At 73.3% G+C, this 19845-nt stretch carries 15 protein-coding genes; 3 read left to right on the top strand and 12 right to left on the bottom strand.

Features of this window, described 5'->3' with window-relative positions; genetic code table 11:
* Positions 1-94 precede the first annotated feature (94 nt).
* Positions 95-304 carry a hypothetical protein gene (locus tag D7223_RS02915; RefSeq protein WP_120724473.1) on the bottom strand — a complete coding sequence of 70 codons (210 nt, stop codon included), beginning with the start codon at positions 302-304 and terminating at the stop codon, positions 95-97.
* A 162-nt stretch (positions 305-466) separates the two neighbouring features.
* Here D7223_RS02915 and D7223_RS02920 point away from each other — a divergent pair, with 162 nt between their 5' ends.
* Positions 467-1573, top strand: coding sequence for a hypothetical protein (locus tag D7223_RS02920; protein WP_120724475.1), 1107 nt, complete (start codon positions 467-469; stop codon positions 1571-1573).
* A 162-nt stretch (positions 1574-1735) separates the two neighbouring features.
* Here the strand turns inward: D7223_RS02920 and D7223_RS02925 are convergent, their stop codons facing one another.
* From D7223_RS02925 to D7223_RS02940, 4 genes are all read right to left on the bottom strand, one after another.
* Positions 1736-2155 carry a hypothetical protein gene (locus tag D7223_RS02925; RefSeq protein WP_120724477.1) on the bottom strand — a complete coding sequence of 140 codons (420 nt, stop codon included), beginning with the start codon at positions 2153-2155 and terminating at the stop codon, positions 1736-1738.
* A complete protein-coding gene (locus D7223_RS02930) occupies positions 2152-2601 on the bottom strand; it encodes a hypothetical protein (RefSeq protein WP_147252435.1) in 450 nt (149 codons plus the stop codon). The genes D7223_RS02925 and D7223_RS02930 overlap by 4 nt, the downstream gene beginning before the upstream one ends.
* 300 nt (positions 2602-2901) lie before the next feature.
* Positions 2902-3165 (bottom strand): DUF6244 family protein, encoded by a 264-nt coding sequence (locus tag D7223_RS02935; RefSeq protein WP_120724481.1) that lies wholly within the window; start codon positions 3163-3165, stop codon positions 2902-2904.
* 400 nt (positions 3166-3565) lie between these two features.
* Complete coding sequence (locus D7223_RS02940; protein WP_120724483.1) at positions 3566-3784, bottom strand: winged helix-turn-helix domain-containing protein; 219 nt, start codon at positions 3782-3784, stop codon at positions 3566-3568.
* 315 nt (positions 3785-4099) lie between these two features.
* Between D7223_RS02940 and D7223_RS32670 the strand changes: the two genes are divergently transcribed.
* Positions 4100-4264: a hypothetical protein gene (locus tag D7223_RS32670; RefSeq protein ID WP_158610813.1), complete on the top strand. Its 165-nt coding sequence runs from the start codon at positions 4100-4102 to the stop codon at positions 4262-4264.
* On the top strand, positions 4261-4890 hold the full coding sequence (locus D7223_RS02950) for a hypothetical protein (RefSeq protein ID WP_120724487.1): 630 nt from the start codon (positions 4261-4263) through the stop codon (positions 4888-4890). Before D7223_RS32670 ends, D7223_RS02950 begins: the two co-directional genes overlap by 4 nt.
* 94 nt (positions 4891-4984) lie before the next feature.
* Here the strand turns inward: D7223_RS02950 and D7223_RS32415 are convergent, their stop codons facing one another.
* The 7 genes from D7223_RS32415 to gltB form a co-directional block, all read right to left on the bottom strand.
* Positions 4985-5281, bottom strand: coding sequence for a hypothetical protein (locus D7223_RS32415; protein WP_147252434.1), 297 nt, complete (start codon positions 5279-5281; stop codon positions 4985-4987).
* 97 nt (positions 5282-5378) lie between these two features.
* Entirely contained in the window at positions 5379-6302 is a 924-nt protein-coding gene (locus D7223_RS02955; RefSeq protein ID WP_120724490.1) for a hypothetical protein, read from the bottom strand.
* 3 nt (positions 6303-6305) lie between these two features.
* The gene (locus D7223_RS02960; protein WP_120724492.1) at positions 6306-8888 is read right to left on the bottom strand and encodes an FtsK/SpoIIIE domain-containing protein; all 2583 of its coding nucleotides are present in this window, start codon (positions 8886-8888) and stop codon (positions 6306-6308) included.
* 95 nt (positions 8889-8983) lie between these two features.
* A complete protein-coding gene (locus D7223_RS02965; RefSeq protein WP_238161517.1) occupies positions 8984-11794 on the bottom strand; it encodes a type 1 periplasmic-binding domain-containing protein in 2811 nt (936 codons plus the stop codon).
* Between the two features lie 120 nt (positions 11795-11914).
* Positions 11915-12730, bottom strand: a complete 816-nt coding sequence (locus D7223_RS02970; protein WP_120724494.1) for an SGNH/GDSL hydrolase family protein — start codon at positions 12728-12730, stop codon at positions 11915-11917.
* Positions 12731-13595: 865 nt separating this feature from the next.
* The gene (locus D7223_RS02975) at positions 13596-15101 is read right to left on the bottom strand and encodes a glutamate synthase subunit beta (protein ID WP_120724496.1); all 1506 of its coding nucleotides are present in this window, start codon (positions 15099-15101) and stop codon (positions 13596-13598) included.
* Complete coding sequence (gltB, locus tag D7223_RS02980; RefSeq protein WP_186832183.1) at positions 15094-19791, bottom strand: glutamate synthase large subunit; 4698 nt, start codon at positions 19789-19791, stop codon at positions 15094-15096. The genes D7223_RS02975 and gltB overlap by 8 nt, the downstream gene beginning before the upstream one ends.
* Between the last annotated feature and the right edge of the window lie 54 nt (positions 19792-19845).

A 19845-nucleotide genomic window follows, 5' to 3' on the forward strand; every position in this document is an offset into this window, starting at 1 on the left:
GAGCACGTCCGCCGAGAACGAGCCCGCATCTGCAGCGGACGCCAGCATCGCTGGGGCCGCCCCCGAACCCAAGCCCCCTGATGCTCAGACCCGGTCAACGTTCATGGACCGCACATTTGGTCGCGTCTGACTTCCTGGCTCCCGGCGCCTCGGTGATGGCGGCGAACTCCCGCAGCGCCATCTCCAGATCCTCCACGGTCTCCTGGGCGATCACCTCCGGAGTTGGCGTCCTCGGCCCCTGGGCCAACAGAAACGTCAACTGCTCGACGTTGTCGATGGTGGAGACGCCATCGTCGCGCAGCACTGGGGGTGTGGTGGGTCCCGGATACTGTCGGGCCGCGTCTCGGGGGACGGTCAGGTCCGCTGTTTCACCGCATGCCGCTCCGAGCGGCGACCTAGGGAGTATCGATCGATGTTCGCCACGAATCGCCGGGCACCCCGGAGGGTGCGCTTTACGGCCCTGTCCATGGCACCGCTGCTCGCCGCCGGGCTGCTCACCGCGGCCGCGCCCGCGGCGCAGGCCGCCACTCTGGATGTGAACTACGCGTACGTGTACGCCGACAAGCCGTCCGAGCCGGTGGGCGTCTGGTACAGGCCACGTGAATCCCGCAACCACAACACGTCGGGATTGCCGAACAGCGTCCGCCGCGAGGGCGTCGGCGACTACTGGGTTCACCTGCCGGGTCTGGGTGATTCGGAGGCGAACCGTGGAGTCGCCCATGTCACGGCGTACGGCGACACGGCGTCGCACTGCTTGGTCGCGTACACGCACCAATCCCGGATCGTGGATCCGAAGACCGGCGAAATCCTCTCAACGGCCGTCGACCTGCGGGTGCGCTGTTTCGACACCTCCGGTGCTCGCCTCGACTCGGAGTTCACCGCGAGCTGGACGAGGGCGGCGGGGTGGGGTGGAGGACTCAGCGACTTCGCCTACCTGACGTCCAGCGACGATCACCAGAGCCATGAGCCGCCGGCAAACCAGCAGTTCAACTCGATGGGCTACACCAACAAGGTCAACTATCTGGGTACCGGTCGCTACAAGGTCGACTTGAGCGGCATGGGCAACAAAGGGCTCGACCCCAAGGCCGAGAAGGGCCACGTCCAGGTGACGGCCTACTTTGAGGAATCTCATCGGTGCAAGGTCGCGTACTTCCACACGTTCTCCGAGTCCACCCAGGTCGAGGTGAACTGCTACAACGCCGACGGTGTCCTGAGCGACTCCCGCTTCACCGTCACCTACGCCCGTGACGCCAACCTGGTGTGGAATCCCTGGGGCGCCTACACCTGGATTCAGGGCGGCGAGGTGCACCCGGACGAGCAGTGGACGTACCCCGACGACAGCCCCGGCACGACGGTGACGCGTGGCGTCGGGTCGGAGGAGGGCCGGTACTGGGTGAGCACGCCCATGAACGGCTTCATGGACAAAGGCAATGTCCATGTGACGGCAGAGGGGCCCGGCGCGCACCACTGCAAGGTGGCCGAGTGGAATCCGGACAAGGGCATCCGAGTGCGCTGCTTCACCGGCACCGGCGAGCCGGTCCGCAATCCCTTCCTCGTCTCGTTCGCGCTCTGAACAGCCGGCCGAGGGGTGAATCGTGCTGGCGACTCGGACGCCTCCCCCTCGGCCAGGACTCCGTCTCGGCCGCGAGGGACGGGCCGACCACAGCACCCGCGCCCAGCCCGGCGGAGGAGCGTGCGGTCTTGGCCGGCTTTCGCATGGTTTTTCCGGGTAGCGTTAGCCGTGCTCAGGCACCACGGCGGACGCGATCGACAGTAGCGCCGCACCGTCGAGCATCTCCGGCTCGACCAGCACGTTCACTCCCACCCCAGGCTCCACCAGCCAGAACGCCTGCGCATTGTCGTGCAGACCTGCGACCTCGCCGTGCACGAAGTCGTTCAGTAGCCAACCCTCAGGGGCACCCTCGTGGTACCCGGCGAGGAAGTCGCGCAGTGCCGCGAGGTCGGCGAGCCGCTCACCCCGGAGCACGTGAACCCGCAGGTCGACCCGGTAGCCGTCGGGAACCTGCCGCTCCCAGACCCGCGTCGCGAAACGCACCTCCTCCCATTCGCTGGCGAAGTCCGACACCTCCGCCCCGACGCCGTCGGGGAGGTAGCCGATCCGGAACCCGTCCAGCACGCCACCATCGGCGGTCATCCGGCCGCCTCGATCGCCGCCTCCACCTTGTCCAGATAGTTGAACCACCACTCGCCGCTCTCAGGACTCGCACTCGTCGCCAATAAGTTGGCCGCCACGATGAACGGCAGAACGACAGCACCCTCCCTACCAAGGGCTGCGGAGAGTGGTCGCCGCTCCGTAAGGGCGGCCAGGAAGCTGGCGGTCTCGCCTTGTCGCAGACCGATCCACGACTCTTGATCGGCAATGTCTTGGGCCAGTGCCTCCGCATCTGCCGCCGACGGCACTCCATCATGAATCTCAAAGAGAACGAATGCTGCTACCGCCGCGGCAAGCTCCACGCCAGCTTGTAGTTGCGCCCGATCTGAGAAAGCAGCCAAGGCGTCCTCGAAGCGTCCGGCGTCGCGATTGACCGCCGCGTCTAGAGCGCTGCGCACCAACGGCTCGACCCCGTCATCGATCTTCATCATCCATCCTCCGATCGCGGTGGTGCTCTTTCCATGCCTTGAAGGCCCCAGTCGCGCCCGCAACTCCCAGCACGGTACCCACGATGGTCTTGGGCAGAGCCGGCAGAAACTCCTGAAATGTCGCGTAACCAGCGGCGAACGCCGAGGTCCACCATCCGATGGCCGCTGAGCTGACGCGTTCCCGCTGCTCGACCGGAGGGTTTGCGTAATCGCGACGTTCACTGCGCCTACGCCGCGGTGCGGGCGGCACAGATGAACGCAATGCGGGTGGCTGGTGGGTTGTGCTACCACCACCCGAGGTCAGTTTCCCAGCGCACGGACCTTGGCGATCGTCTCCTGGACGTGCTGCTTCGCGGGCTCACCACCTTGTGCGGCCTGTGCCAGTGCCTGCCGGTAAGAGTCGATCATGCCGACCAGCGGGCCGGCCGCGACGCCCTGCAACGCGCCCGCGACGAGCGATCGCGCTTCGGCCGCGTCCTGCGCGGCGGCAGCCGTCTTGGCCTTCGCCTCGTCCAGCTTCTGCGACGCCGCCGCCAGTCTGGCGATCATCTCCGCTGCGCTCACGTGCCCTCCCCAAGGTCACCCGCACACTGTGGCCACGCCCCCGCACGGGCGGTAACCACACAGGAGAGTACGAGATCACCGCACCGGACGCGACCACCCCGACGACCACGATCCCCACAGCCGGACCTCCGCCGCTACCGGATAGATCTTGGTACGCGAGCCCCCGCGGAGGGCAGTTGCCGGACCCAGCCTCCAGATCTTGGACAGTTACCGTCAGCGCGGAACGGTAAGTGTCCAAGATCTGTGGTGAAGGAGGACTCGCGAGACATCTCACCGACTGAACTTGGCCGCGAACACCGAGGAAGTCGTGCCAAGAGCCGCATGCCGGCCCGACATCGTGTGACGCTTGAAGGGCGGGCCGGAGAGGCCGAAGGCTGCCGAGATCTGCGATCCGCGCGGGTCAGCGCTCGGCGACAAACACGCCGAGCCCGTGGACGCCCTGCACCCATCCTTGGGTCTGCAGGACGAGAATCGCCTGACGCACCACTGTCGTCGAGACGCCGTGCTGATCCTTGAGCTGCATGGTCGACGGCAGCTTGTCGCCCGGCCGGAGCTTGCCGGACTCGATTTGCTCCCGGATGTGGTCCGCGAGCTGTTCCCACTTCGGCTTGACGGGCATGTGTACTCCCAGGTCTGCCCCGCCATTCGATCACGCACGACTACTCGTGACAAGTAGGGTGATGCGACCCTTGCTTTCTGTGACTACATGTGTAAAGTTCGACCTGGCCGGCTCCCAGGTCTGCAAACCGGAGTTGGTCTGCCCACCGCACAGAGCGCCCGGTCGGTCGATCCCCCCGGTCGGCCGGGCGTGCCGTGGCCTGCCCGCACGCAGGTCACGACGCAGCCTCCGCACGTTGACCGACGGACGGGAGACGACCACGTGCCCCACGAATCCGACGACCATCAGCAGCCGCAGCCGACCGTAGGGAGCCACATGCTGGCGTCCACCGAGGACATGCGGGACGCCGATGACATCCTGTTCGCTCATCCGCCCCGGACGGTGACGCGCTGGCGATGTGGGTGCGGCGAGGACTACCCCTGTCCCGAGGTGCGTTTCGCCCAACTGGTGAAGCGGGCCACCGTGCGGTCCGAACGGTGAACCCGAGGGCCACCGGCGAGATCGTCGACGAGCTGCGCGAGGCGTGGCTGGCGACGATCGCCGCCGCCGACCGGGCCGGCGCGCACCTGCACGGCTCGGGGCCGCCGGGCCGGCGACTGCCGTGGCAGGACGCGGTAGCCGAGTGCTGGCGGGCGCTGGGCGAGGTCTACGCGGGGTTGAGCACGGCCGGTGACGGCGGGTCGGCGGGCGCGGTGGTGGTCGGGTTGCGGGCGGCACGCGCCGACGCGGATCGGGCCGCCGCGCTCGCCAGCCGGGTCCGGCGGCGCGTGAACGCTGCCGAGGACCGGCTCCGGCGTACCCGGGATGCGACGGACGCGGCCCGGCGGCTCGCGGCGGCGGCGGACCGGCTGGACCTGGTCGACGCCCGGCTGGCGGTCGGCGGACGCCGGATCGACCGGTCGATCGCGACCCTGGCCGGCGGGTTCGTGCAGACCACCGCACCGCCCGAGCGGGAAACCGGTGATCGGACCGCGACGCGGGTCACGACACGAACCGGCACCACGCCGACCGGCGAGATCGCCCGTGGCTGCCGCACGGCGAGCCGGCTGGTGGCCCGGCGGCGCGGACGAGGACGTACCGAGACGACGAGGGAGCGACGATGGTGACCGACCCGCACGCCGCGCTGCGCGGCCTGTTGACCGGCCGGCTGCGCGGGCACGAGCGGCGGATGCGCCGGTTCGCCGAGCCGGACTGGCGGCGCTACGCGGACCTGCTCGCCGGGGCGCTGCTGGTGGCGGTACGGCGACGGTTCGCCGCCGGGCAGGAGCGGGCGCCGGTGATCCGGTTCGTGGCGTCCGCCCGGGAACGGTACGACGTCACCGGGCACGACGTGGATCCCGCGCTGGCCGAGGCGCTGGTCTGGGCCGCGCTCGGCGAACGCGCGCCGGTGCCGGAGAGCGCGCCGGCCGTGGTGGCCCGTACCGTGCTGCTGCTCGGGCTGCTGGAGGACGAGGGGCTCTCCCCCGCCGAGCTGGACGAGGTCCTCGCCGCCGCCACCCGGGCCGCCGAGACGACGGCGGCAGCGGCAGCGCGGGCCGCCGAGACGACAGCGGCCGGGCCAGCGCAGACCGTAGACCGGACGACGGCGGCAGGCTCAGCGCAGCGAGCGGAACACCAGCACGTAGCCGCAGTACGCCAGCGGGACCATCGCGAAGCAGATCAGGATGCCGAGGTGGACGAAGCGCGGCGGGGTACCGGCGACGACCGCCGGCCGGCCCCACCGCCCGAGGATCAACCAGGCGGCGATCAGCGACACGGCGGGCAGTCCGGCGCACATCCACGCGTAAAGGGTGAACTGGTCGACCGCCCCCACTCCGGAGGCGACGACGAGGACCAGCATCAGCGCGATCCCGACCAGGGCGCAGCCGAGGTAGACGGCGACCGCCCGCGCCATCGCTGACCACGCCGGCAGCAGCGCCGGCCGCTGGGCCAGCAGGTCGGCGTGCTGTCCGTGCCGGTCGGCCTCGTCGGCGTAGCGCCGCGCCAACTCCAGCGCGGTGTCCACGTCGGGCTCCGCCGGGCGCTGGCCCGGTACCCCGGCCGCCGTCGGCAGCGCCAACCCCGACCCAACCCCCGGGGAGTACGCCCCGACCCCCGGCCGCCCCGGCGCGGCGGCTGCGCCGCCGGTCGTCCCCTCCCCCGTTCCGGGTCCGGTCGACGTCCCCACCATTCCGGGCTGGTACGTCACCCCGGGCGGCCCGGGCGGGCTGAACCCGCCGGACGCACCCGACACCGGAGCCGCCGGCGGCCAAGCCGGCGGGCCGGACACCGGAGCCGACGGCGGGCCCGGTGGTGGCGGCGGTGCCGCCCCGTCGGGCAGCGCGGACGGCGGAAGGCCGATGGCCCGGCCGAGCTGGTCGAGGCGGCGTCCCTGGGCGGTGAGCCGGTGCTGGAGGGAGTCGGCGGCGGCGTGCCGGTCACGGCGGCGTTCGGCCTCGGCGGCGGCGCCCCGCTCGCCGGCCCGGCGCTGGTCGGCGAGGTGCCGGGCCAGCGCGGCGTACTCGGAGAACGTGGACACCGCTCAGCCTTCCCCGTCGTCGTCGTGCCCGTCGCGGGCGAACGGCACGATCAGCCGGGTGCGGTGGTCGTGCCGGTCGACCAGCAGCGCCCGGTCCGGCCGGGGCGTGTACGCCAGGTCGTGCACGCCCAGGTGCAACCCAAGATCGGCACCGGGTACGTTCAGCGCGACCAGGCAGGCGACGTCGTCGCGGTTCTGCGTACCGCCGAGGTCGTCGCCGAGCCGGCGCAGCCCGCGCCACCACCCGAGCAGGTGCACACCGTGCGCGGGCCCGGCCCGCAGCAGGGCCCGCAGGTCGTCGTGGCCGGAGCGGAAGGTCTGCGGGTCGGCCGCCCCGAGCACCCCGCCGGCGGCGTCCACGCCGAACACCACCAGCCACGTCCGGCCGGTCGACCCGGACACCGGCCCCGCCGAGGCGGCACCGGCGGTCGACGGCGACGCGGAGCGGGCGGCCAGTTCGGCGATCCGCTCGCGCAGGCCGGTCGCGTCGAGCCGCTCGACCGGGTGCCCGGCGGCGGCCAGCGCGGCGGCGGTGTCCTCGGCGGCCGGGTCACCGGCGGCGACCAGCGGGGCGAGCAGGAACCGGGCGGTGCCGGGGGCGTGCTGCCGGGCCAGGCTGAGGGTCGCCGCGCGGAGCACCTCGGCACCGCTGGCGGAGGTGCCGACCACCGCGAGGTGCCGGCCGGGACTGCTGTCCATCAGGAACAGCGCGGAGGTGCCGTCCACGTCGACGGTCCGCCCGACCAGGGCCAGCGGCCGGCGGCCACCGGGGCGCAGGCCGGCGTACGTGGCGTCGTCCTCGACCCGCGCCGTCTCGTACCCCTTGAAGACCGACGGTGGACGCGCGCCCGGCGGCCGGGCCTGCCACAGTTCGTGGCGCAGCGCGGCCAGCTCACCGGCGGCGGCGTGCGCGTCGGGGAACCGCACCACGGTGTCGGCGCCGACCGCCCCGGCGGCGGTGTTCAACACCGCGGAGCCGACCGGCAGGGTGCCGGCCACGGTGTTCAGCGGGTCGAGCACCCCGCCGCCGCCGGGCAGGGCGACCCGCAGCGCGAACTGCCCGAAGATGGCGTCGGCGCGGCCGTACAGCGCCTCGATGCCGGTCATGCTCTGGCTGGCCAGGACCAGGTGTACGCCGTACGAGCGGCCCTTGCGGGCCAGTTCCTCCAGCAGGTCGACCGACTGCCGGGCCAGCGCGTCGTTGCCGGCGAGCAGCACGTGGAACTCGTCGATCACCGTCACGATCCGGGGCAGCGGTGTGTCCCGGGGCAGGTCGGCGAGCTTGGTGACGCCGTGCCGCTTGAGCGCGGTGGCCCGCCGTTGTAGTTCCCGGCGCAGCTCGCGGAGCACCGCGACGCCGTACTCCCGGTCGGACTCGATGCCGACCGCGCGGGCGTGCGGCAGCCAGGACGGGTCCCGGCCGGTGGGCACGAACTCGGTGAAGCTCACGCCCTCCTTGAAGTCGAGCAGGTAGAGCTGCAACTCCGCCGGCGAGTAGCGGGCGGCCAGCCCGTAGAGGACGTCCAGCAGGAAGACGGTCTTGCCGGCGCCGGTACGCCCGCCGACGAGCCAGTGCGGGGTGACGTCGTCGAAGGCGACGGTGACCGGCTCCCGGCCGGCCCGGCCGACCACGGTGCGCAGGCCGGTGACGGACGACTCGGCCCAGCGCCGTGCCGGCAGCAGGTCGGCGAACCCGACCGCCTGGCCCTGCCGGGTGGCCGCGCCGAGGTGGGTGCCGAGGGCGGCCACCGAGGCGGCCGGCGGGTCACCGTCGAGCAGCACCGGGGCGGCGAGGCCGGTGCCGTCGGAGCTGAACGGCGCGCCGGGCGGGTCGCCGACGTGCGCGTACCGCTCGGAGAGCCGGACCTGCGTGGTGCCGCCCAGTGGCGGCGGCGGGTCCGCCGACGCGGCCGGTGGGTGCCCGGCGAGCAGGACGCAGACGGCGGCGTCCGGCCCGGCGTGGGTGAGCGCGGCGAGCCGGGCCGCGGCCCTCGGTGACGGCGCGGAGGTCGCCACGACCAGCAGCAGGTCCTGGTCGTCGCGGCCGGCGTGCCGGGCTGCCCGGGCGTGCGTCTCGGCGGCGTCCAGCAGCGCGGACACCTCGTCCTCGGTGGTGGCCGGCGGGTCGAGCACGCCGGCGTCGACCAGCGGCCGCAGCGGACCGAAGGTGGCGCCGAGCGCGGCGGTGTCCAGCCCGGCGACCCGCACGCCGCCCGGCGGCGCGGTGGCCACCAGCCGCAGGACGACCGCGCGGAGCAGCCCGGCCACCCGGGTGTCCCGGGCGTCGGCGTCGACGGCGAGGTGGCAGCCACCACCGAGCGGTACGAGGACGGGGAAGCCACCGTCCGGGGTGGACGCCTCGCCGACGCGTACCGGCACCGGGGTGCGGGCGACCGGGGTCGCGCCGGGCGGCGGCGCGGCCAGGGCGGCGCCCAGCCGGGCCAGCCGACCCACCACGTCGGCGGCACCGTCGGACGCGGCCGGGGTCGGGGCCACGCCGAGCGTGCGGCGGGCGGTGTCGAGGTGGGTACGTGCCGCCCGGTGAGCCGCCACCGCCTGCCCGTACGCCGACGCGAGCCTGCCCACTCTGCGCGCTCCTGTCCGCCTCGCCCCGCCTGGTCCCGGGAAACCCTAGCGGACCCCGTCGACCGCCGGACAGTCCGAAACGGACCGGGTGTGCGTCAACGGGTCGTGGCGACGGCGACGCAGGTGGCCGGTTCGGGCCGGTCGGCGGTGCCGCAGTGGTACACCTCGACCGGATCGGTCGCCACGTCGGGCACCCGCTCGACGCGCAGCAGCGCCAGCCGCTTGTCCACCGGCTCGCCGGAGTCCGGCGGGTAGCGGATCAGGCCGGCGACACCGGGGTAGCCCTGGCCGGCGTTCTGGCGGAGCACCTCGGCGTGCACACCGACCGGGTTGACCGAGTTCGGTTCCCACCGCTGGCGCGGGCCGGCGTGGTGCAGCCGGGCGGCCAGGCTCTCCAACGCCCGGACCACCATCATCGACGCGTCGTAGGCGAGGCTGACCCGCTCGCCCACCGGGTGCGGGCGGTCCGGCCGGCAGCGGGGCGGGTCCAGCAGGTTGTCGGCCTGGATCCAGGTGAGGAAGCTGGCCCGGGCCTCGTCCCGCCGCGCCTCGGCGGCGCGCAGCGCGGCACAGGTGCCGAGTGCCGCCTTGGACACGTAGGTGACCGGCACGTTGCCCGGTGCGGCGGCCCGCAGCCCGGGGTTGGCCATGTATCGGTTGACCGAGTCGTCGGCGACCAGGTGTTTCGGCGGGTTGTCGCCGCACTCGCGCAGGGCCCGCAGGAACCCGTCGAACTCCGACCAGCGTCCGGCGTAGAAGAGCAGCCCGCCGAAGCCGCACTCGGCGGTCAGCCGCCGGCCGGTGTGCCACTCCTCCAGGCGGGTGATCCGGGTCCCGAACCGTTGTCTGAGCCCGTCGACGAGCGTGCCGACGTAAAGGTCCTCGGTCAGCGAGCTGTCCTCGCCGGTGGTCCAGTAGACGTGCGCCTCGCCCACCTTCAGCACCTGCCGGGCGTACGACTCGACCATCGCCACCTGGTCGGTGTTCGGCGCGGACACCTGGAGGTAGAGCCGCGAGTTGGCGTCGATCCGGTCGGCCGACAGGGTGGGCGCGAGCACCGGCAGCCCGACCCGGTTGAGTTCGCGCAGTGCCCGCGCGGTGCTGAGCCGGCTCTCCACCAGGCCGACCACGCCGAGCACGGTCGGATCGTCGCGGGCCAGGTCGGCGAGCATCGCCACGGCCCGGTCGGCGTGCCGCATCTGCCGCCCGCCGTTGGCGACCACGATCCGCAGCAGCGCGGCGCCGTCCGCGCCGGCCGACTCCTGGAGCAGCGCGTACTGCGCGGTGGCCATCCCCTCCAGTTCCTCCCGCTCGGACACGTAGGACTCCTCGTCGGCCCGGGTCCGGTTGCCGGTGAGGGTGCCGAGGTAGACCAGGGTCAGGTAGGGCCCGCGGTGGTCGCTGCGCTCCCACACCTCCTCGGCGGCGCGGTTCTGGGCGAAGATCCGCTCCTGTACGGTGCGCAGCGCCTCCTGCCCCGGGTCGTTGTTGAAGATCTGCGTGGCGCGGTCGCTGTAGCCGACGCACTCCCCCTCGACGACCTGTACCGACACCCGGCCGCCGGTAGGTGAGGGGTGGCAGCCCGGCGCCCAGCGGCTGCCCGCCCAGGCGCCGCCGGCGACGACGAGCGTCAGGGCCACCGCCGCCGGCAGGAACCGGCGCGACCACCACGGCGGCTCCGGCGCGCTGAACGGGCGCAGGCCGCCGCGCGGCGGGGGCCCGGTCTCGGCGGCGTCGGGTCGCAGCACGACCAACCAGGCCGCCGCGCGCCGCAGCCGGCGCATCTCCGCCAGGGCCTCCGACCATTCCTGGTACGCCTCGTCGGCGTCGGCGAGCGGGTGCGGCACGGGAAGTTCCGGCGGGGGTACGTCCGCGGCGGCGACGACGAGCAGCGGGTCGTTGCGGCCGGTCTCGGTGCGTACGTCGCCGAGCAGGCGGACCAGCACGTGCCCGAGACTGCCGGGGGCCACGTTGTCCAGCAGCAGCACCGGGTAGGCGGTGCGCCGCCAGTCCGACGGTCGCCACGGTCGTCGCCGGTACGCCTGCCGCAGGTCCTCCAGGAACGCGTGCAGCAGCAGCTTGGCGACCTGGTCGGGTTGCTCGCCGTCCCGCCAGCCGGCGGTCAGCCGCTCGGCGAAGCCGAGGAAGGTGACCGACTGCCGGGGCGCGAGGTACTGCTGACGCATGAACCACCGGTAGTGCCGACCGATCCCCGGTACCCGCCCGGAGACGGCCACCCGGAACACCACCCCGGGCACCGCGCGGCGGACCAGCCAGAGCACCACCTGGGACAGGATCGACACCGCGTCCCCACCGGCGGGGACGGCGTCGGTCGCCCCGCGCGGTCCCCGCCGGTCGCGCAGCCGGCGGACCAGCGCCGACCGGCCGTCGTCGGCGCTGAGGCCCAGGCTCTGGTGCATCAGCCAGTCGGCGAGCGGGTAGTGCACGAACCGTAGCCGCGCCGAGCCGAACGCCTCCAGCGACAGCTGCCGGTGCAGGTCCCGCAGCAGGGCGGGCACGTCGGTGCCGGGCGGCTGCGCGGCGACGTCCAGCACGGCGTGCGGCACCCGGCGACGCTGTCCCTGCCCGAGGAAGCGGCGCAGCAGCGCCATCAGGTCGGTGCCCGTGGCCGGCTCGGGGCCGCCGTCGGGACTTGCGCCGGCGCCGGTCTCCGGGTGCCCGGCGGGAACCGCCACCGGCGCCGCGGCGGGAACCGCCACCGGTGCCGCGGCGGGTTCGCCCGCCGGGACCGGGGCGGGACGGACCAGCCAGAGCAGCGGTAGTCGCCGGTCGCCCCGGCGCGGGCGGCGCAGCAGCCGGGTCAACAGGGCGAGGAGTTCGGTGCCGCCCACCGGAACCCGCTCGCGCTGCGACGGCCGCGGTCGGGATGTGGTGACGTCCCGCATGAACACCCCCGGTCCGGTGGCGCGGTGTACGCGTACGACTCCTCCCAGTGTGCCCTGCGTCGGCAAGGACGGTCGGCGGTCCTTTTCGGACCACCGACCGTCGCTGCGGTGCGGGACGGGTCAGCCGGTGACCGCGTTCAGCGCCGGCAGGTAGCCGTAGCGGTAGCCGGCGGAGTTCGGGTGGTAGGCCTCGATGATCCCGGAGACGTCGCGGATCCACGGGCTGCTGGCGCAGACGCCGTGCCCGGCGAAGGTAGGACGGGTGTCGGCGAAGGTGGCGCCGGCCGCGGCGGCCCGGGCGGAGATGACGGTGGCCAGCACGTCGGCGGCCTCGTTGAGGATGGTGCGCTTGTAGGTGCTCATCGCCAGCAGGCCGCAGTAGTTCGTCTCGAACAGTCGCGGGTAGCCGAGCACGATCAGCCGGGCGTTGGGTGCGCGGTTGCGGATCGCGGCGTACGTGGCGTCGAGGCGGCCCGGCAGCGTGCTGGTGGCGAAGGCCTTCGACTCGTTGACCGCGTTGGTGCAACTGCTGGTGCTGCCGAACCGGCAACTGGTGATCACGTCGGCGAAGCCGGCGTCGTTGCCACCGATCGTGATGGTGACCAGGGTGGTGCTCGTGCTCAGCGAGTTGACCTGGCTGTTGATGACGTCGCTGGTGACGGCGCCGCCGCAGGCGGGAAACTTGAAGCTGGCCACCGCGTTGGCCGCGGCCCACAACGGGGCGTACGACTTCTGGCTGCGCAGGCACCCGGAGAGGTCGTACGGGCCGGCACCCACCCCGGAGGAGTAGGAGTCGCCGAGCGCGACGTAGTTGACGGCGGCGGCCTGTGCGGTGGCTGCCTGCGCGGTGGCGGGCACGAGCACGGCGCCGACGGCGGCGGCGGTGAGGACGGCGACCAGCGCGCGGAGGGCGCGGGCCAGCGGGCGGTGGGGCATGGGGGACCTCCACGGGACAGGGGTGGTGGGGCCCGATGACCGCGCGCGTGGCCAGGGGTTACAACGGTTGTTACTAGTCGGTAATGCTATCGAAACATGTAGATGGAGGGAAGGGGCACGCAGCCGCTGGACCTCCGGAGCACTGGTCGGCCGGAGCCCTTTCGAGCTGATGTCGTGGATGCATCAGCGGTCCCAGCCCGCTCGCGGTGACCGGGCCGCTCGGGCCGCTCGCAGTGACCGGGCCGCTCGCGCCGCTCGCAGTGACCGGGCCGCTCGGGCCGCTCGCAGTGACCGGGCCGCTCGCGGCGACCGGGCCGCCGGCGCCAACGGAAGGTCCCACTCTCCGGCGGCGCGGCGCGGCGCGATCCATCCACGACATCAGCTCGAAAGCGCCGTCATAACCACCTGCCGGCCCCACCGCCCGGCCCCACCGCCGTCCCACGGCCGGCCCACCGCCGTCCCACCGCCGTCCCACGGCCGGCCCACCGCCGTCCCACCGCCGTCCCACGGCCGGCCCCGCGGCCGCCCACGGCCGGCCCGCCCGCCGGTCCACCACTGGCCCGCCCGCCCGTTCACCATCGGCCCACCACCGGCTACGGGCCGGCCCACCACCGGCCTACGGGCCGGTCCACGGCCGACCCACCCGTCAGCGCGCGCCCGACCCACCCGTCAGCGCACCGCCCGATCCACCCGGTCGGGCACCGCCCGACCCACCCGTCAGCGCACGGCCGGCCCACCGGGCCGGTCCACCCGCCGGAGCCCGCTGTCGGCGCACCGGCCGGAGTCACCCGCCGGGCCCACCGGCCGGCCCACGCCGGACCCGGACCGGGTCAGGCGGGTGGCGGAAGGGGGCCGGCGGAGGGGGTCAGCGGGCGGCGAGCGGTTGGGCGGCCGGGCTCACCGGGGCGGGAAGCTGCCCCAGCCCACCCAGGTAGGTGTGGATGGCGGCGGCGGCGGCCCGGCCCTCGGCGATGGCCCAGACGATCAGCGACGCGCCCCGGTGCATGTCACCGGCGACGAACACCCCGTCGGCGTCGGTCTGCCAGTCCGGCCGTGCGTCCACCGCGCCGCGCCGGTTGCGGGGCACCCCGAACTGGTCGAGCAGCGGCTGTTCCTCGGTGCCCTCGAAGCCGATCGCCAGCAGCACCAGGTCGGCCGGCAGGTCCCGCTCGGAGCCGGGCAGCGCGGTGACGATCCGGCGACCGTCCTTCTTCTCCACCGTCACCTCGGCGATCCGGACCGCCCGGACCTGACCGTGACCGTCGTCCACGAACTCCTGCACGGCGACGGCGAACACCCGCTGGCCGCCCTCCTCGTGGGCCGGGTAGTTGCGCAGCACCCACGGCCAGGTCGGCCACGGGTCGCGGGCCTCGTCGCGGGCGTGCGGCGGCTCCGGGTACAGGTCCAACTGGTGTACGCCGGCAGCGCCCTGCCGGTGGGCCACGCCGAGGCAGTCCGCCCCGGTGTCGCCACCGCCGATGATGACGATGTGCTTGCCGGCGGCGTCGATCGGCGTACCGTCGGGCAGCACCGCGAGCGCCGGCCGGCCCTCGCCCGCCGCGGCCACCACCCGGTTCGCGGCGACCAGGTGGTCCATCGCCTGGTGCACCCCGCGCAGGTGCCGTCCCGGGGTCTGCGGGGTGTCCCGGCCCTGCAACGCGCCGCAGGCGAGCAGCACCGCGTCGTGCTCGGCGCGCAACTGCTCGGCGGTGACGTCGACGCCCACGTTCACGCCGGTCCGGAAGCGCACCCCCTCGGCGGAGAGCTGCGCCAACCGCTGGTCGATGTGTCGCTTCTCCAGCTTGAAGTCGGGAATGCCGTACCGGAGCAGGCCGCCGATCGCGTCGTCGCGCTCGTACACCGTCACGGCGTGACCGGCGCGGACCAGTTGTTGCGCGGCGGCGAGCCCGGCGGGCCCGGAACCGACCACGGCCACCGACCGCCCGGACGGCGTCGCCACCTGGCGGGGTCGCAGCCCGCTGCGGGCCGCCGCGTCGGCGATCTCCACCTCGACCTGCTTGATGGTGACCGGCGCGCCGCCGGAGATGCCCAGTACGCAGGCCGCCTCGCACGGCGCCGGGCAGAGCCGGCCGGTGAACTCGGGGAAGTTGTTGGTCGCGTGCAGCGACTCCACCGCGGCGTCCCACTTGCCGGTGCGGACCAGGTCGTTCCAGTCCGGGATGCGGTTGCCCAGCGGGCAGCCGTCGTGGCAGAACGGGATGCCGCAGTCCATGCACCGGGTGGCCTGCTCGCGCACGAGGTTCTCGCCGGCGGGCGGGTAGACCTCGCGCCAGTCGCTGATCCGCACCGGGACCGGGCGACGGTCGGGCAGCCGCCGGTCGTAGCGCAGGAAACCGTTGGGGTCAGGCACGAGCCACCTCCTGTGCGGCCGCCCGCGGGGCGGGCGGCTGCGGCACCGGCGACGGTGCCGGCGCGGCCAGTTCAGTCATCACCGCGTCGTCCACGTCACGGCCGGCGGCTTCGGCGGCCCGCATGATCTCCAGCACCCGGCGGTAGTCCCGGGGCACCACGGCGGTGAACTCCTCCACCGCCTCCGGCCAGCGCTTGAGCAGCGACTCGGCCACCGCCGAGTCGGTCTCGGCGAAGTGCCGCTGCACCAGCTCGTGCAGCAGCGACCGTTCCTCCTCGCCCAGCGGGGCCAGGTCGACCAACTCGGTGTTGACCCGGCGGCGGTCCAGGTGCCAGACGAAGGCGGTGCCGCCGGACATGCCGGCCGCGAAGTTGCGCCCGGTCCCGCCGAGCACCACCACCGTGCCGCCGGTCATGTACTCGCAGCCGTGGTCGCCGACGCCTTCGACGACCGCCACCGCGCCGGAGTTGCGCACCGCGAACCGCTCCCCCACCCGGCCGCGCAGGAACACCTCACCGGCGGTGGCGCCGTACAGGATGGTGTTGCCGGCGATGATCTGGTCCTCGGCCCGCTCCCCCGGCGCCGCGTCGCCGTCCAGGAAGGGCGCGGCGTCGTGCGGGCGGACGACCAGCCGCCCACCGGAGAGGCCCTTGCCGACGTAGTCGTTGGCGTCGCCGTGCAGGCGCAGGGTGACCCCGCGCGGCAGGAACGCGCCGAACGACTGGCCGGCCGTGCCGCGCAGGTCGAACTCCACGGTGTCGGTGGGCAGGCCGCTGCCGCCGAAGCGGCGGGTGACCTCACCACCGAGCATCGCGCCGACGCTGCGGTGCTCGTTGCGCACCGCGACCTCGACCCGGACCGGGGTGCCGTCGGCCAGCGCGGGCGCGGCGAGCGCGATCAACTCGTTGTCCAGCGCCAGCTCCAGGCCATGGTCCTGGGCGCGTACGCCCCGGCGGGCGGCACCGGCCGGGATCTCCGGCTGGTGCAGGACCGGGCCCAGGTCGAGACCGCCGGCCTTCCAGTGCGTGACGGCCGGGGTGAGGTCGAGCAGTTCGGTCTGCCCGATCGCCTCCTCGATCGAGCGCAGGCCCAGCTCGGCCAGGTAGCCGCGGACTTCCTCGGCGAGGAAGAGGAAGAAGTTCTCCACGAACTCCGGTCGGCCGGTGAAGCGCTCGCGCAGCACCGGGTTCTGGGTGGCGATGCCGACCGGACAGGTGTCCAGGTGACAGACGCGCATCATCACGCAGCCCTCGACGATGAGCGGCGCGGTGGCGAAGCCGAACTCCTCGGCGCCGAGCAGCGCCGCGACCAGCACGTCCCGGCCGGTCTTGAGCTGCCCGTCGACCTGCACGGTGACCCGGTCGCGCAGCTTGTTGAGCAGGAGCGTCTGCTGCGCCTCGGCCAGGCCCAGCTCCCACGGGGTGCCGGCGTGCTTGAGCGAGTTGAGGGGGGACGCGCCGGTGCCGCCGTCGTGGCCGGAGATGAGGATGACGTCGGCCTTGAGCTTCGCCACACCGGCGGCCACGGTGCCCACGCCGACCTCGCTGACCAGCTTGACGTGCACCCGGGCGGCCGGGTTGACGCACTTCAGGTCGTGCACCAGCTGCGCGAGGTCCTCGATGGAGTAGATGTCGTGGTGCGGCGGCGGCGAGATCAGGCCGACGCCCGGGGTGGCGTGCCGGGTCCGGGCGATCCACGGCCAGACCTTGTTGCCGGGCAGCTGGCCGCCCTCGCCCGGTTTCGCGCCCTGGGCCATCTTGATCTGGATGTCGTCGGCGTTGACCAGGTATTCGCTGGTCACCCCGAACCGGCCGCTGGCGATCTGCTTGACCGCGGAGCGGCGGGCCGGGTCGTGCAGCCGCTCGACGTCCTCGCCGCCCTCGCCGGTGTTGGACTTGCCGCCGAGGCGGTTCATCGCGATCGCCAGGGTCTCGTGCGCCTCGGCCGAGATCGACCCGTACGACATGGCGCCGGTGGCGAACCGCTTGACGATCTCGGTGGCCGGCTCGACCTCCTCGATCGGCACCGGCGGTCGCACGCCGGTGCGCAGGGTGAACAGGCCGCGCAGCGAACCGGCCTTCGCGGCCAGCTCGTCGACCTTCGCGGTGTACTGCCGGAAGACGTCGTACTGGCGGCTGCGGGTGGCGTGCTGGAGCAGGAAGACCGTCTCCGGGTTGAACAGGTGCAGCTCGCCCTCGCGGCGCCACTGGTATTCGCCGCCGACCTCCAGCCGGTCGGACGCCTCGGTGCCGGGGACCGGCCAGGCGCGGGCGTGCCGGGCCGCGACCTCGGCGTGGATCTCGTGCAGCCCGATGCCGCTGATCTTGCTCGGGGTGCCCCGGAAGTAGCGGTCGACCAGGCGGGTGTCCAGGCCGACCGCCTCGAAGACCTGCGCGCCGCAGTACGAGGACACCGTCGAGATGCCCATCTTGGACATGATCTTCAGGACGCCCTTGCCGAGGCCCTTGACGTAGTTGCGAACCGCCTTGGTGGCGTCGGTGCCGACCAGCGCACCGGTGGCGATCATGTCCTCGACCGACTCGAAGGCCAGGTAGGGGTTGACCGCCGCGGCGCCGTAGCCGATGAGCACGGCGGCGTGGTGCACCTCGCGGCAGTCGCCGGACTCGACGATCAGCGCCACCTGGGTCCGCGTCTGCTCGCGTACCAGGTGCTGGTGCACGGCCGCGGTGAGCAGCAGCGACGGGATCGGGGCGAGGTCGGCGTTGGAGTCCCGGTCGGAGAGCACCAGGATGCGGACGCCGTCCTCGATCGCCTCGGAGACGTGCCGGCAGATCTCGGTCAACCGGGCCTTGATGCCCGTACCGCCCTCCCGGATCCGGTAGAGCCCGGACACCCGGACCGCCTTGAAGCCGGGCAGGTCGCCGTCCTCGTCGATGGAGAGGATCTTGGCCAGCTCGTCGTTGTCGATCACCGGGTACGGCAGGACGATCTGCCGGCAGCTCGCCGGGCCCGGGTCGAGCAGGTTGCCCTCCGCGCCGATGGTCGACGCCAGGCTGGTCACCAGCTCCTCCCGGATGGCGTCCAGCGGTGGGTTGGTGACCTGGGCGAACAGTTGGTGGAAGTAGTCGTAGAGCAGCCTCGGCCGGGTCGACAGCGGCGAGATCGGGGTGTCGGTGCCCATCGAGCCGAGTGGCTCGGCCCCGGACCGCGCCATCGGCGCGAGCAGGATCTTCAGCTCCTCCTCGGTGTAGCCGAAGGTCTGCTGGCGGCGGCGTACCGAGTCGTGGGTGTAGACGGTGTGCTCGCGCGGCGGCAGCTCGTCCAGCTCGATCAGGCCGGCGTGCAGCCAGTCGTCGTACGGCAGCGCGGCGGCCAGCTCGGTCTTGATCTCGTCGTCCTGCACGATCCGGCCGGCGACGGTGTCGACCAGGAACATCTTGCCGGGCTGGAGGCGGCCCTTGGCGATCACCCGGGCCGGGTCGAGGTCGAGCACGCCCGCCTCGCTGCCCAGCACCACCAGGCCGTCGTCGGTACGCCACCAGCGGCCCGGCCGCAGGCCGTTGCGGTCGAGCACCGCGCCGACGATCTCGCCGTCGGTGAACGCCACCGACGCCGGCCCGTCCCACGGCTCCATCAGGCTGGCGTGGAAGCGGTAGAACGCCCGCTTGTCGCCGCGCATGTCCGGGTCGTTCTCCCACGCCTCGGGGATCATCATCAGCACCGCGTGGGGCAGGCTCCGCCCGGACAGGTGCAGCAGCTCCAGCACCTCGTCGAAGTTCGCCGAGTCGGACGCCGCCGGGGTGCACACCGGGAAGATCCGGCGGATGTTGCCGGGCAGGTGCGGGGTGCGCAGGAGCGCCTCCCGGGCCTGCATCCAGTTGCGGTTGCCGCGGATCGTGTTGATCTCTCCGTTGTGGGCGATGAAGCGGTACGGGTGCGCCAGCGGCCACGACGGGAACGTGTTGGTGGAGAACCGCGAGTGCACCAGCGCGATCGCGCTGTCCACCCGCTCGTCGGTCAGCTCCGGGTAGTACGCCGGCAACTGGTCCGGGGTGAGCATGCCCTTCCACACCATGGTCCGCCCGGACAGCGACGGGAAGTAGACCGGCACGCCCCGCTCCGCGGACTCCCGCTCGGCCTGCTTGCGGACGCAGAACGCCACCCGCTCCAGGTCCAGGCCCTCCAGCGGGGAACCGGCCGGACCGGCGGGCGAGTCGGTGAGCCGGTGCGCGGCCAGGAAGAGCTGCCGGACCCGGGGCATCGCGGCCAGGGCGGTCTCGCCGAGACCGCTCGGGTCCACCGGGACGTCCCGCCAGCCCAGCACCTCGGCGCCCTCGACCAGCGCGTACTTCTCCACCACCTGACGGGCGCGGGCCTCGCCGGCGTCGTCGTCGGGGAGGAACGCCAGGCCGGTGGCGTACTGCCCGGCCGGCGGCAGTGCGAAGCCGGCCACCGCACGCAGGAACGCGTCCGGCACCTGGATCATGATGCCCGCGCCGTCACCGGTGTTGTGCTCCGCGCCCCGGGCGCCCCGGTGGTCCAGTCTGCAGAGCGCACCGAGACCGTTGGCCACGACGCCGTGCGAGCGACGGCCGTGCAGGTCGGCCACGAAGGCCACGCCGCAGGCGTCGTGCTCGAAGGCGGGGTCGTACAACCCGGCTGCGGCGGCGTCGCGACCCACCGGGGGCTGCGGGGCCGGTTGCGGCGTGTGCGGGTACGGAAAGGCCACCGGGCCTCCTGTCGTCACTCAGGGTGGATCTGGGTGGGGACGACGTCGGCCCTC

The sequence above is a fragment of the Micromonospora endolithica genome (assembly GCF_003626595.1).
Taxonomy (GTDB): domain Bacteria; phylum Actinomycetota; class Actinomycetes; order Mycobacteriales; family Micromonosporaceae; genus Micromonospora; species Micromonospora endolithica.